The following is a 14,343-nucleotide window of genomic DNA, read 5'->3' on the forward strand; positions in this document are numbered from 1 at the left end:
CAGTCCCCTGTTTTTAGGGGACTGCTTTTATTTATGGGTATGTATCATTCCGGATTTGCATTTAGAGAGTTGAAGGCGTGCCTAACTTTGCCTTAGGCCCGAGAAAGGAACGAAAGGAGGGTTTATAAATGGAAAGACAAATTTCTAAAAAAATAATACCTAGAGAATTGTTCCAAGGGTTTTAATAAATAATTCCACCTTCGTTAAATGTTGTGCCGTTTGCTAAAAGTTTGCCCGTGTCTGAAATAGCCTCCGAGAAATAATAAAGGAAACACCAATAGAACGGAGGAAAAGGCATGGATGCAAAAGCAGAAGGGCTCTATTCAGAACTCCGTAATACAAGACAGGAAATATTGGAAAGGCTAATGGAAGGCAATAGTTCCTCTTTAATTAAGCCAATTTTATTAGAAGAGCTGCACGACATTGAGCAGACGCTTATAAAAATTGAAAATGGTGATTATGGGAAATGTGAAATTTCCGGTGAGCTGCTCCCACCAGATTTGCTGGAAATGGTGCCCACTTTAAAAACGATGGAGGATTGCAGCAAACTCGGGAAGTATTACCGAAAATCAATCTACCATTGAGTTTGAGCGTGTGCTGTGTTTTTTATTCAGTTTGTGCTAAAATGCAAAGGTAATGATATGAGATATGGGGGTTGCCTTTGTGTTTTATTACATAATTGCTTTGTTTGTGATTGCTCTTGACCAGCTGACAAAATGGCTGATTGTAAAGAACTTCGAATTGGGAGAAAGTGTTAAGGTTATTGAAGACTTTCTCTATATTACATCGCACCGCAACCGTGGCGCTGCCTGGGGCATCCTGCAGGGTCAAATGTGGTTTTTCTACGTGATAACCGTCATTGTCATAATTGGAATTATTTATTACATTCAAAAAGCCGCTAAAGGTAAAATGCTTCTGGGGATCTCTTTGGGATTAATGCTGGGCGGAGCGATTGGAAACTTTATTGACAGGGTATATCGGAAAGAAGTTGTCGATTTTATCAACACCTATATTTTTGGCTACGACTTCCCCGTTTTCAATATTGCTGACTCGGCATTGGTGATTGGAGTAGGTATGCTGATGATCCAAATGCTGCTTGAAGAGAGAGAAGCAAAGAAGGAGAAAACTTATGGAGAAAATGGAACACATCATTCCTGAAGAACAGGCAGGAGAAAGAATAGATAAAGTATTATCCACGCTGAATGCAGAGTGGTCAAGAACCCAGGTTCAGCAATGGATTAAGGATGGCAATGTTCTTGTAAATGGACAAAAGCCGAAAACAAATTATAAATCCACGGTAAATGACCAGATTGAGATCACTATACCTGAACCCGAAGAATTGGATGTTGTCCCTGAAGAAATGAATTTGGATATTTATTATGAGGATCAGGATGTCCTTGTTGTAAATAAACCTAAAGGAATGGTCGTCCATCCTGCAGCTGGGCATGGAACCGGCACCCTTGTAAACGGCCTGATGGCCCATTGCAAAGATCTGTCGGGGATAAATGGTGTTATGAGACCGGGAATCGTTCATCGTATTGATAAAGATACTTCAGGACTTCTAATGGTCGCCAAAAATGATTTGGCTCATGAAAGCCTTGTTAACCAGCTTATGAAAAAAACTGTTACACGTAAATACCGCGCTATTGTCCATGGAGTTATTCCCCATGATTATGGAACGGTTGATGCACCGATCGCCCGCGACCCTAAGGACCGCCAGAGTATGACAGTGGTGGATAACGGGAAACATGCAGTCACTCATTTTCATGTCCTCGAACGCTTTAAGGATTTCACGCTTGTTGAATGCCAGCTGGAAACAGGCAGAACCCATCAAATCCGTGTGCATATGAAATATATCGGCTATCCCCTGGCGGGAGATCCTAAATACGGGCCTAAGAAGACACTTGATCTGGGAGGACAAGCCCTTCACGCAGGAGTTCTGGGATTTGACCATCCAAGGACGGGTGAGTATCTGGAATTTGAGGCGCCGCTTCCTTCTTATTTTCAAGAGCTCATCGATAATCTTGCAAATAATCGTTGACAACTGTCCATATGTGCTATAAGATGACTATAGTTGAATAAGTCCTTTAAAAACAGTCCCGTGAGGCTGGGAAGGAAACGGATTAGAATAGGGGATACAGTACCCTCATTCTGCAGCAAACGACTTCGTTTACCCTCTCGCCGTATCGGTGAGAGGGTTTTTTATTATAAAATTATGATAAGTTCATTTGACATCTTGTTGATTGGAGCGACTGAAAAGGAAATCAACAGACAAGCTCAGGCAGAGTTAATAAAAGAGGTGAGCAGAATGCAGCAAAAAGCAATCGTCCTGGATGAACAAGCAATCAGGAGAGCACTGACAAGGATTGCCCATGAAATCATTGAGAAAAACAAAGGAATCGAGAATTGCATTCTGATTGGCATCCGGACCAGGGGGATTTACCTGGCAAACCGCTTAGCGGAACGGATCGAACAGATTGAAGGAGCAAAAATCGCTGTTGGCGAGCTCGATATTACTTTATACAGAGATGACCTTACTAAAAAAACTGAGAATCAGGAGCCTCTTGTGAAAGGTTCTGATATCCAAAAGGATATTAATGATCAAAAGGTTATCCTGGTGGATGATGTCCTTTATACAGGAAGAACGGTTAGAGCTGCTCTTGATGCCCTGATTGACATCGGGCGGCCGTCACAAATTCAGCTTGCAGTCCTGGTTGACCGGGGCCATAGAGAGCTGCCGATCAGAGCTGATTATGTAGGGAAAAACATACCGACTTCAAGCTCTGAGAAAATCGTTGTCAAGCTGAAGGAAGTAGATGAAAACGACCAAGTAAGCATATACGAAAAATAAATAGTCCTTTTAAATGCAGTCCAGAGAGGCTGACAAAGGGGAACCCAGCAGAAGCGTCTGTCTTTTGCTGCCCTCTTGTACCCTCTTTGCGCCTCAATAGCAAAGAGGGTTTTTTAATAAAACAAAGAGGAGAGATTAGAATGAACAAACCCATTTTAGACATAAAAGACGTCCCATCACCGGCCCACTGGCTGACATTAAGCTTACAGCACTTATTCGCAATGTTCGGAGCAACCATTTTAGTACCATACTTGGTCGGGTTAAACCCTGCGATTGCCTTGATTTCCAGCGGACTTGCAACCATTGCCTTTCTAATCATCACAAAATGGCAGGTACCGGCATACCTCGGCTCATCTTTCGCTTTTATCGCTCCAATCATCGCTGCAAAAGCAGCCGGCGGCCCGGGCGCAGCCATGATCGGAAGCTTCATGGCAGGCCTTGTATACGGAGCTGTTGCATTAATCATTAAAAAAGCAGGCTATCGCTGGATCATGAACCTGCTTCCGCCAATTGTAGTAGGCCCAGTCATCATCGTAATCGGGCTAGCACTTGCAGGCACAGCTGTCGGCATGGCAATGAATAACCCTGAAACAGGTGAATACAGCATGCTGCATTTCTCGGTAGCGCTTGTAACGCTGGCAGCTACAATCATCTTCTCCATCTATGCAAAGGGCATGCTCAGCATGGTGCCAATACTGGCAGGAATCATAATTGGATATGTTTACGCACTGGCAATGGGTATCATCGACTTCTCATTAGTTCAGCAGGCAGCCTGGTTTGAAATGCCTGAGTTCTTGTTTCCTTTCGCAGATTATGAAGTAAGGGTAACGCTTGATTTGGCACTTCTAATGATTCCGGTAGCAGTAGTAACGATCTCAGAGCATATCGGCCATCAGCTTGTACTTGGAAAAGTAGTCGGAAAAGATTATATTAAGGAACCTGGATTGCACCGTTCCATTCTTGCAGACGGAACAGGAACTATGATCTCAGCATTAATCGGAGGACCGCCAAAAACGACTTACGGTGAAAACATCGGCGTATTGGCCATCACTAAAATCTACAGTGTCTATGTACTGGCAGGTGCCGCAGTCATTGCGATTATCTTCGGATTCATCGGTAAGGTTACAGCCATAATCAGCTCCATTCCTACACCAGTAATGGGCGGAGTATCCATCCTGCTGTTCGGTATCATCGCATCCTCCGGTTTAAGAATGCTTGTTGACAGCAAAGTGGACTTCGGAAACAACCGCAACCTGGTTATCGCATCAGTCATCCTTGTACTGGGAATTGGCGGAGCGCATATTGAAATCTGGGAATTTAAACTTGAAGGAATGGCTCTGGCTGCGATCAGCGGCGTCCTCCTAAATCTGATTCTTCCAGGCAGAGAAGAAGCTAAGGAAGATATTTTTGAAAGTGAAAACGAAAAAAAAACTAATGTAGCATAACACTTTTTAACTAGGTCCAGAGAGACTTAAAAGGGTGTTGGCGTCAATTTGGCTAAGCGGGATCAGTGTACCCAAATGCCAGATGGCCTCAACTTTCCAGCACCCTGACCAAATTGGCAGGGTGCTTTTTTAGGGAAAACTGTTTCAAAGCTAATTGTTGATTATTAGCACTGTGTTGATTGGGGCGGAAGGCGCGAGATCCTCGAAAATGCATTCGCATTTCCTTCGTGCGGTGCTCATTCGGAGAAGCTTATTCAAAGTCCTGCGGGAAAAGCGTACCCAAGGGAGACCTCCCAGGCGTAGAACGCCGAGGAGGCTCCCGGAAGCCCGCGGAAAGCGAGTGCCTGCAGCGGAAATCAACACCCAAGTTTCAAAGAGCCTTATTGAAAAGCCTTTAAATAAAAGAGGAGGGAAAATATGAAACATTTGCTTACTACCTCAGATCTGGAGATAGAAGAAATTTACAACATTCTGGGTGACGCACAGTACTTTTTAAATGGCGGAACATGGACACCTGAAAACAAGGTTTTTGTCGCCAACCTCTTTTTTGAAAATAGTACGAGAACTAAATGCAGCTTTGAAGTAGCAGAAAGACGGCTTGGACTGGATATTATCCCTTTTGAAGTAAGCACTTCAAGTGTTTCAAAGGGTGAATCCTTATACGATACGGTCAAAACACTTGAAGCGATTGGTGTGCATGCAGTTGTCATCCGCCATAGCAAGGATCGATATTTTGATGAACTGACAGGCAAAGGCGGGGTTTCCATTCTGAATGCCGGGGACGGATGCGGACACCATCCTACACAGTCATTACTTGATTTACTGACAATCAAGCAGGAATTCGGATCTTTTGAAGGATTAAAAGTGGCAATTATTGGAGATATTTCACATAGCCGGGTGGCTAGATCCAATGCGGATGCACTTGTCCGGCTTGGAGCAAAAGTTGTTTTCTCAGGCCCTAAAGAATGGTTTGATGAAGAAATGCTTGGAAATGGCGTGTATGAAGATATAGACACAGCCATCGAAACCTCTGATGTCGTAATGCTTTTAAGAATCCAGCATGAACGGCACGAGTCGAAAGCAAACCGTACTGCTGAAGAGTATCACCTTGCTTACGGATTAACAGAAGAACGTGAGAAAAAAATGAAGCCGAAAAGCATTATCATGCATCCTGCCCCGGTAAATCGAGGCGTAGAGATTGCAGATAGTTTGGTAGAATGCGAGCGTTCTAGGATTTTCAAACAGATGCAAAATGGAGTATTCATCCGGATGGCAGTTTTGAAAAGATCCATTGAACAAATTGAAGGGGGAGCTAATTATGTCAACATTAATCAAAAATGGCCAGTTGCTTACTAATAAAGGGGAATTCCAAAAAGCTGATATTTACATAGAATCAGGAAAGATCGCCGAAATTGGCACGAATATTGAAAGAGAAGCACAGGAAATTATTGATGCAGAAGGCCTGCTTGTTTCTCCGGGCTTTATAGACCTGCATATACACTTGCGCGAGCCGGGTGGAGAAAAGAAGGAAACGATTGAAACAGGGACTAAGGCTGCAGCCAAAGGCGGTTTTACAACTGTTGCGGCGATGCCGAATACAAGGCCGGTTCCTGATACAAAGGAACAAATGGATAAGCTGAATAAGCGCATTGAAGAGAAAGCTGCCGTACGGGTACTTCCATATGCCTCCATAACCATTCGGGAGCTTGGCCAGGAACTAACAGATTTTAAAGCGCTAAAAGAAGCTGGAGGATTTGCCTTTACAGACGATGGAGTGGGAGTTCAGTCAGCAGCAATGATGCTTGACGCAATGAAGCAAGCAGCAGAAGTCAATATGCCGATTGTCGCCCACTGTGAAGAAAATACCCTCATTAACAAAGGTTCTGTACATGATGGAGTTTTTGCTAAAGAGCATGGGCTGAACGGTATTCCTTCTGTCTGTGAGTCTGTACAAATTGCAAGGGATGTCCTGCTTGCAGAAGCAGCCGGCTGCCATTATCATGTTTGCCACATCAGCACGAAGGAATCTGTAAGAGTGGTAAGAGATGCAAAGCGCGCGGGGATCAAGGTAACTGCGGAAGTAACCCCGCATCACCTCCTGCTTTGTGATGAAGACATTCCAGGTCTGGATCCAAACTTTAAAATGAACCCGCCGTTAAGAGGTGCAGATGACAGAGACGCCTTAATCGAGGGGCTGCTGGATGGCACGATTGATTTTATCGCAACCGACCACGCTCCCCATACAGCAGAAGAAAAAGGCGAGGGCATGGTGCTGGCTCCTTTCGGAATTGTCGGCTTGGAAACAGCCTTTCCGCTGCTTTACACCCATTTTGTAGAGAAAGAAATTTTTACACTAAAGCAACTGATTGATTATTTAACAGTAAAACCTGCAGAGGCATTCAGCCTTCAGTCAGGAAGAATAGAAACTGGAGCAGAGGCTGATTTGGTTCTTCTGGACTTGAACCATCAGGAAAAAATTAATCCTGAAAAGTTTTTATCAAAAGGAAAAAATACGCCATTCTCAGGATGGGATTGTAAAGGCTGGCCAGTATTGACAATGGTTAACGGAAAAATTGCCTGGAACAGAGGGAGTGTAAAAGCATGAAAAAACAGCTGATTCTGGAAGATGGAACTATTTTTATCGGAAAAGGGTTTGGGAGTGACGTGAATTCAATCGGAGAGGTTGTATTCAATACAGGGATGACAGGGTATCAGGAAATCTTGTCAGACCCTTCCTACTGCGGGCAAATTGTTACTCTTACCTATCCATTAATCGGAAACTACGGAATCAATCGGGATGATTTTGAATCCATTTCTCCGGCGATTTCAGGGTTCATTGTAAAAGAAGCAAGCGAGTATCCTTCCAACTGGAGAAATGAGCAGTCATTGGACGAATATTTCAGGATGAAGAATATTCCGGGTATTGCCGGAATTGATACAAGAAAATTAACAAGAATCATCCGTCGGTATGGGACACTGAAAGGGGCAATCTGCAGCATTAATGAAAACCCTGAAGCGATCATTGAAAAATTGCGTGCAACAAAGCTGCGCAACGACCAGGTAAAGCAGGTTTCTACTAAGACACCTTATCCAAGCCCAGGGCGCGGCAGCAGGGTTGTCCTCGTAGATTTTGGAATGAAGCACGGTATTTTAAGGGAACTAAATAAGCGGGATTGTGATGTGATTGTTGTTCCTTACAATACTTCAGCTAAAGAAATTCTCAGCTTGAGCCCTGACGGTGTCATGCTGTCCAATGGACCTGGAGACCCGAAAGATGTGCCGGAAGCCATCACAATGATTAAGGAGCTATTAGGAAATGTGCCTATTTTCGGGATTTGCCTGGGCCATCAGCTTTTTGCACTGGCATGCGGTGCCAATACAGAAAAAATGAAATTTGGCCACCGGGGCTCAAATCATCCAGTAAAAGATCTGCTTACAGGAAAAGTAGCTTTAACTTCTCAGAACCATGGTTATTCAGTTGAAGAAAATTCGATTGCGGGCACACCGCTTGAAATTACACATATTGCGTTAAATGATGGAACGATCGAAGGGTTGAAACATAAAGAAGTACCAGCTTTTACCGTACAATACCACCCGGAAGCTTCACCAGGACCGGAAGATGCAAACGGGTTATTTGAACAATTCCTGCAAATGATTGAAACACAAAAAGAGGAAGGTGCTGCAGCATGCCAAAGCGTACAGATATAAAAAGTATTTTAGTAATCGGATCAGGACCCATTGTGATCGGCCAGGCGGCGGAATTTGACTATGCGGGCACACAGGCCTGCATCGCCCTGAAAGAAGAAGGCTATCGTGTGATCCTTGTCAATTCAAACCCGGCAACGATTATGACAGATACGGAAATTGCTGACGCGGTGTACATAGAACCGCTAACGCTCGAATTTGTCAGCCGTATCATCCGGAAAGAGCGTCCGGATGCCCTTGTTCCGACACTGGGTGGCCAAACTGGCTTGAATCTGGCTGTAGAGCTGGCTGAATCTGGTGTTTTGGAGGAATGCGGTGTTGAGATTCTTGGAACAAAATTATCTGCCATTCAAAAAGCGGAAGACCGAGATCTTTTCCGCAGTTTAATGAATGAGCTTGGCGAGCCTGTACCTGAAAGTGAAATTATCCATAACCTGGATGAAGCATTCGGATTTGTAAATAGAATCGGATATCCGGTAATTGTACGCCCTGCTTTCACTCTCGGAGGAACAGGCGGGGGAATCTGCCATGACGAAGAAGAATTAATTGAAATTGTGGCAAGCGGCTTGAAGAACAGCCCTGTTACCCAGTGCTTGCTTGAAAAGAGCATTGCAGGCTTCAAGGAAATCGAATATGAAGTAATGAGAGATTCCAATGACAATGCGATTGTTGTCTGTAATATGGAAAACTTTGATCCGGTTGGGATTCATACAGGCGATTCGATTGTTGTGGCTCCAAGCCAGACTCTCAGTGACCGCGAGTACCAGTTGCTAAGAAACACTTCACTAAAAATTATTCGCGCACTAGAGATTGAGGGAGGCTGCAATGTTCAGCTCGCGTTGGATCCATACAGCTTCAATTACTACATCATTGAAGTAAATCCTCGTGTCAGCCGTTCCTCTGCGCTTGCATCAAAAGCTACAGGTTATCCGATCGCGAAACTTGCAGCGAAGATTGCAGTAGGTCTGACACTTGACGAAATGATGAACCCTGTTACAGGAAAAACATATGCCTGCTTCGAACCTGCTCTGGATTATATCGTTTCAAAAATACCGCGCTGGCCGTTCGATAAATTTGAATCTGCCAACCGATCGCTTGGAACACAGATGAAGGCAACGGGAGAAGTAATGGCGATTGGACGTACGCTGGAAGAATCCCTTTTAAAAGCAGTCCGGTCACTTGAGGCAAATATCCACCATATTGAACTGAAAGATGCTGAATTGATTTCAGATGAATTGATTGAGAAACGGATAAGAAAAGCAGGAGACGAGCGCCTGTTTTATATAGGAGAAGCCATTCGCAGGGGAGTAACCATTGATGCGATCCATGAGTGGAGCAAGATTGACTTGTTCTTCCTGCACAAGATAAATAAAATAATAGACTTTGAGCGTGTGTTAGCAGAAAATCCATTTGACCAGGAAAAAGGAAAAATGGCAAAAGAAATGGGATTTGCCGATTCGGTTGTAGCCAAGCTCTGGAAAACGAGCGAAATGGAAGTATACAGCTGGAGAAAGTCTAACGCTATTATGCCGGTTTATAAAATGGTAGATACATGCGCAGCAGAGTTTGAATCAGAAACGCCTTATTTCTATGGAACTTACGAAGAAGAAAACGAATCAATAGTAACAAACCGCAAGAGCGTTGTTGTCCTGGGATCAGGTCCAATCCGGATTGGCCAGGGGGTAGAATTCGATTACTCAACAGTTCACGCGGTATGGGCGATTAAGGAAGCAGGCTACGAAGCAATCATTATAAATAATAATCCTGAAACTGTTTCAACAGACTTCAGTATTTCCGATAAGCTCTACTTTGAACCGCTGACGATTGAAGATGTCATGCATATTATTGATTTGGAGCAGCCTGAAGGAGTAGTTGTACAGTTTGGCGGACAGACAGCCATCAACCTGGCTGCAAAGCTGGTAGAAAGAGGCGTGAAAATTCTCGGAACTTCCCTTGAGAACCTTGACCGCGCAGAAGACCGCGATAAATTCGAGCATGCTCTTACTGGATTGGATATTCCAATGCCAAAAGGAAAGACAGCTTTATCAGTGGAACAGGCTGTCACAATAGCAAGTGAAATCGGCTATCCTGTGGTGGTTCGTCCATCTTATGTACTTGGCGGAAGAGCCATGGAGATAGTTTACAAAGAAGAAGAGCTGCTTCATTATATGGAAAATGCGGTTAAAGTTAATCCAGAGCATCCGGTATTAATAGATCGTTATCTGACCGGAAAAGAAATTGAAGTGGATGCGATTTCTGATGGCGAGAATGTTCTCATTCCGGGCATTATGGAGCATATTGAAAGGGCCGGCGTCCACTCTGGAGATTCGATCGCGGTCTATCCGCCGCAAAACCTAACAGAGGGAATCAAAGAAAAGCTGGTTGAGTACACACAAAAGATGGCTAAAGGGCTGGGAATTATCGGCCTTCTTAATATCCAGTACGTAATCGCTAAAGGGGAGGTATATGTGCTTGAAGTTAATCCGCGCTCAAGCCGGACGGTGCCTTTCTTAAGCAAAATTACAAATGTACCAATGGCCAAAATAGCTACCAAGGTTATTTTAGGCCAGTCATTAGCTCAACAGGGATACGGATCAGGCCTTCTTCCTGAAAGAAGCGGCGTATTTGTAAAGGTTCCGGTCTTCTCCTTTGCCAAGCTAAGAAGAGTGGACATCACTTTAGGGCCGGAAATGAAATCAACCGGGGAAGTTATGGGGAAAGACACAACGCTAGAAAAAGCCCTTTATAAAGGCCTTGTTGCTTCCGGCATGAAAATCCAGCCATTCGGAACCGTGCTTATGACAGTGGCAGACAAAGATAAAGATGAAGCCCTGCAGCTTGCGAAACGGTTTGTGTCCATCGGCTACAGACTGATGGCGACAAGCGGAACGGCTCTATTCCTTCAATCTGCCGGAATACCTGTTAAAGTGACCGGAAAAATCGGCTCTGAAGGGCAAAACCTTCTGGATGTAATTAGAAATGGCGAAGCGCAGTTTGTCATAAATACTTTAACAAAAGGGAAACAGCCAGCCCGGGACGGCTTCCGAATCCGCCGTGAATCTGTTGAAAATGGCGTGCCATGCTTAACTTCACTGGATACGGCTGAAGCAATCCTTCGAGTGATTGAATCTATGAATTTCTCCGCGGATGCGATGGATAAGCCAGAACAAATTCGGGAGGCGGTTTTATCTTGATCAAGCAGGAATTATGCACAGTTATCGCTCAAAATAAAATTGCAAATAACATTTACGAGCTCACCCTTCAAGGTGAGCTTGTTCATGAAATGACCGAGCCAGGCCAATTCGTCCATTTAAAAGTATCAGAGGGCTATGATCCCATGCTTAGAAGGCCGATCAGCATTGCTGAAATCGCTCCTGGCTTGAGCCACTTTAAGATGATTTACAGGGCTGAAGGCAGGGGCACGGTTAAGCTTTCAGAAAAAAAAGCTGGTGATACTGTCGATGTATTGGGCCCTTTAGGAAATGGTTTTCCTGTCCACGAAGTAAAACAAGGGGATACTGCCCTTCTAGTTGGCGGAGGGATTGGTGTACCACCGCTTTATGAGTTGTCCAAGCAGCTTGTTAAGCAGGGCGTAAAGGTAGTTCATATACTAGGCTTTCAAACAGAAAGTGCTGTCTTTTATGAAGAAAAATTTTCGAAGCTCGGAGAAACCTATATTGCTACAGCCGATGGCAGCCTCGGGACAAAGGGCTTTGTAACGAATGTAATAGATGAATTAAAACTGGATTTCGATATTCTTTATTCCTGCGGCCCGACACCAATGCTGAAGGCGCTGGAAAGTCAGTATCGACATAAAAAGGTGTATCTGTCACTTGAAGAACGGATGGGCTGCGGAATCGGCGCATGCTTTGCATGTGTCTGCCATACCGGGGATGATCCTGAAGGATACAGCTATAAAAAGGTTTGCAGTGACGGTCCAGTATTTAAAGCAGGGGAGGTTGTCCTATGAGCTCATTAAATATTAGCCTTCCAGGGCTTGATTTAAAAAATCCAATTATGCCGGCATCAGGTTGTTTTGGATTCGGTAGAGAATTTAGCCAGCTCTACGATTTGAGTAAGCTGGGAGCGATTATGATTAAAGCGACAACTTCTGAGCCTCGATTTGGAAATCCAACCCCAAGAGTTGCAGAAACTTCAGCAGGTATGTTGAACGCGATCGGGCTGCAAAATCCCGGATTGGAAAAAGTTGTAAATGAAGAGTTAGCGTGGCTTGAACAATTTGATGTACCTATCATAGCTAATGTAGCCGGTTCACAGGAAGAAGATTATGTTGCTGTGGCAAAAAGAATTTCAGCTGCCAAGAATGTGCATGCACTTGAACTCAACATCTCCTGCCCGAACGTCAAAACAGGCGGAATTGCCTTTGGAACGATTCCAGAGACAGCCAAGAACTTAACAAAAAAAGTAAAAGAAGTTTCAGAAGTTCCCGTATATGTAAAGCTTTCTCCGAATGTCACAAATATAGTAGAAATGGCAAAAGCGGTTGAGAATGGCGGCGCAGATGGATTAACGATGATCAACACGCTAATTGGCATGAGACTGGACCTTAAAACAGGCAATCCAATTTTAGCAAATAAAACAGGCGGCCTTTCCGGGCCTGCGATAAAGCCGGTTGCACTAAGAATGATTTATGAAGTCAGCCAGCAGGTTTCCCTTCCGATTATCGGAATGGGCGGAATCGAATCTGCCGAGGATGTAATAGAGTACTATTATGCAGGAGCAAGCGCAGTGGCAGTCGGTACAGCGAATTTCATAGACCCGTTTATCTGCCCGAAGATTATTGATGAACTGCCTGAACTTTTAAAGAGTCTCGGGTATGAACATATTTCAGAGTGTACAGGAAGGAGCTGGAAGAAACATGAAAAAGCCGCTTATTATTGCTCTTGATTTTGCTGGAAAAGATGAGGTAAATCGTTTTCTTACACACTTTGAGAATGAGAAACTATTTTTGAAAGTTGGGATGGAGTTATTTTTTCAGGAGGGGCCATCCATTGTTTACGAATTAAAAGAAAAAGGGCATGAGATTTTCCTGGATCTTAAACTCCATGACATTCCGAATACAGTAAAGAGTGCGATGAAAGGCCTTGCAGGACTAGGCTGCGATATGGTCAATGTTCATGCGGCCGGTGGAAAAGCCATGATGGAAGCTGCTCTGGAAGGCTTAGAAGCAGGCCGCGGCTCAGGTAAAAGGCCCTTCTGTATTGCAGTTACACAGCTTACAAGCACTTCGGAGCAGCAAATGAATTCAGAGCAATTAATACCTGTCACACTGAATGAATCGGTTCTGCATTATGCCAGTCTGGCCAAAGAGGCAGGGCTTGATGGTGTTGTATGTTCAAGTTTAGAAGCAAGGGAGATCAGCGCCCGTTTAGGAGAATCCTTTTTAACAGTTACACCGGGTATCCGGTTGTTAACAGATGATGCAGGCGATCAAAAGCGTGTGGCGACTCCGAAGTTCGCAAGAGCGGAAGGGGCATCAGCCATTGTGGTAGGACGCTCAATTACCAAATCGGAGAATCCATTTGAGAAATATATACAATGCAAGCAATCATGGGAGGGTGTACTCAATGAAGCGTAAAATAGCAGAAAGATTACTGGACATCAAAGCCGTTGCATTAAAGCCAAACGATCCATTTACATGGTCATCAGGGCTGCGTGCCCCAATTTATTGCGATAATCGTTTGACCCTATCCTACCCTTCTGTGAGGAAAGAAATTGCTGCGGGCCTTCAGGAAATCATTAATGAGAAGTTTCCTGGTGCCGAGCTCATCGCTGGAACGGCCACAGCTGGCATTCCGCATGCAGCCTGGACAAGTGACTTGATGGATCTCCCTATGTGCTATGTCCGCTCCAAGGCAAAAGGGCATGGCAAAGGCAAACAAATTGAAGGAAAAGCTGAAGCAGGACAGAAGGTAGTCGTTGTAGAGGACCTGATTTCAACTGGGGGAAGCGCAATAACTGCAGTCAAGGCGCTTAGAGAAGCAGGCTGTGAAGTATTGGGTGTGGCAGCAATCTTTACATACCAGCTTGAAAAAGGCAAAGAAATGCTTGCTGAAGAGAATATTGAGGCAATCACTTTGACAGATATCGAAGCTCTAACAGAAGTAGCAATCGAAAAGGGCTATATTCAGGAAGAGGATATGGAGAAATTGATGGAGTGGCGAAAAGATCCTGCTGAGTGGGGGAAGGTTAAACAATAACCTGTTTTGTGTAAAATGGTTATGAATTACGGATTGGCTTAAATAGGTTTGTTGTTCATAAAAAATCGATATCTCGTTTTTGAAAAATTAATTTTCATAAGAAAAAAGCAAGCATCTTCGC

13 protein-coding genes are annotated in these 14,343 nt (G+C 44.2%); all 13 read left to right on the forward strand.

What is annotated here, in order from left to right; genetic code table 11:
* The first annotated feature begins 296 nt into the window (after window positions 1-296).
* The 13 genes from IQ19_RS10770 (at window position 297) to pyrE (ending at window position 14,222) form a co-directional block, all read left to right on the forward strand.
* Entirely contained in the window at window positions 297-584 is a 288-nt protein-coding gene (locus IQ19_RS10770; protein WP_144542428.1) for a hypothetical protein, read from the forward strand.
* Between the two features lie 79 nt (window positions 585-663).
* Window positions 664-1,158, forward strand: coding sequence for a signal peptidase II (gene lspA / locus IQ19_RS10775; RefSeq protein ID WP_144542429.1), 495 nt, complete (start codon window positions 664-666; stop codon window positions 1,156-1,158).
* On the forward strand, window positions 1,130-2,041 hold the full coding sequence (locus IQ19_RS10780; protein WP_144542430.1) for an RluA family pseudouridine synthase: 912 nt from the start codon (window positions 1,130-1,132) through the stop codon (window positions 2,039-2,041). The genes lspA and IQ19_RS10780 overlap by 29 nt, the downstream gene beginning before the upstream one ends.
* Window positions 2,042-2,308: 267 nt before the next feature.
* Window positions 2,309-2,851 (forward strand): bifunctional pyr operon transcriptional regulator/uracil phosphoribosyltransferase PyrR, encoded by a 543-nt coding sequence (gene pyrR, locus IQ19_RS10785; protein ID WP_110065756.1) that lies wholly within the window; start codon window positions 2,309-2,311, stop codon window positions 2,849-2,851.
* A 140-nt stretch (window positions 2,852-2,991) separates the two neighbouring features.
* Window positions 2,992-4,296, forward strand: coding sequence for a solute carrier family 23 protein (locus IQ19_RS10790; RefSeq protein ID WP_144542431.1), 1,305 nt, complete (start codon window positions 2,992-2,994; stop codon window positions 4,294-4,296).
* A 417-nt stretch (window positions 4,297-4,713) separates the two neighbouring features.
* Window positions 4,714-5,652, forward strand: a complete 939-nt coding sequence (locus tag IQ19_RS10795; protein ID WP_144542432.1) for an aspartate carbamoyltransferase catalytic subunit — start codon at window positions 4,714-4,716, stop codon at window positions 5,650-5,652.
* Window positions 5,615-6,901 carry a dihydroorotase gene (locus tag IQ19_RS10800; protein WP_144542433.1) on the forward strand — a complete coding sequence of 429 codons (1,287 nt, stop codon included), beginning with the start codon at window positions 5,615-5,617 and terminating at the stop codon, window positions 6,899-6,901. The genes IQ19_RS10795 and IQ19_RS10800 overlap by 38 nt, the downstream gene beginning before the upstream one ends.
* On the forward strand, window positions 6,898-8,004 hold the full coding sequence (locus IQ19_RS10805) for a carbamoyl phosphate synthase small subunit (protein ID WP_144542434.1): 1,107 nt from the start codon (window positions 6,898-6,900) through the stop codon (window positions 8,002-8,004). Before IQ19_RS10800 ends, IQ19_RS10805 begins: the two co-directional genes overlap by 4 nt.
* On the forward strand, window positions 7,983-11,195 hold the full coding sequence (gene carB / locus IQ19_RS10810) for a carbamoyl-phosphate synthase large subunit (protein WP_144542435.1): 3,213 nt from the start codon (window positions 7,983-7,985) through the stop codon (window positions 11,193-11,195). Before IQ19_RS10805 ends, carB begins: the two co-directional genes overlap by 22 nt.
* Entirely contained in the window at window positions 11,192-11,971 is a 780-nt protein-coding gene (locus IQ19_RS10815) for a dihydroorotate dehydrogenase electron transfer subunit (protein ID WP_144542436.1), read from the forward strand. The genes carB and IQ19_RS10815 overlap by 4 nt, the downstream gene beginning before the upstream one ends.
* Entirely contained in the window at window positions 11,968-12,909 is a 942-nt protein-coding gene (locus tag IQ19_RS10820; protein ID WP_144542437.1) for a dihydroorotate dehydrogenase, read from the forward strand. The genes IQ19_RS10815 and IQ19_RS10820 overlap by 4 nt, the downstream gene beginning before the upstream one ends.
* On the forward strand, window positions 12,881-13,600 hold the full coding sequence (gene pyrF / locus IQ19_RS10825) for an orotidine-5'-phosphate decarboxylase (protein ID WP_144542438.1): 720 nt from the start codon (window positions 12,881-12,883) through the stop codon (window positions 13,598-13,600). The genes IQ19_RS10820 and pyrF overlap by 29 nt, the downstream gene beginning before the upstream one ends.
* Window positions 13,590-14,222, forward strand: coding sequence for an orotate phosphoribosyltransferase (gene pyrE, locus IQ19_RS10830; RefSeq protein ID WP_144542439.1), 633 nt, complete (start codon window positions 13,590-13,592; stop codon window positions 14,220-14,222). The genes pyrF and pyrE overlap by 11 nt, the downstream gene beginning before the upstream one ends.
* The last annotated feature ends 121 nt before the right edge of the window (window positions 14,223-14,343 follow it).

The sequence above is a fragment of the Cytobacillus oceanisediminis genome, assembly GCF_007830235.1.
GTDB lineage: Bacteria > Bacillota > Bacilli > Bacillales > Cytobacillaceae > Cytobacillus > Cytobacillus oceanisediminis.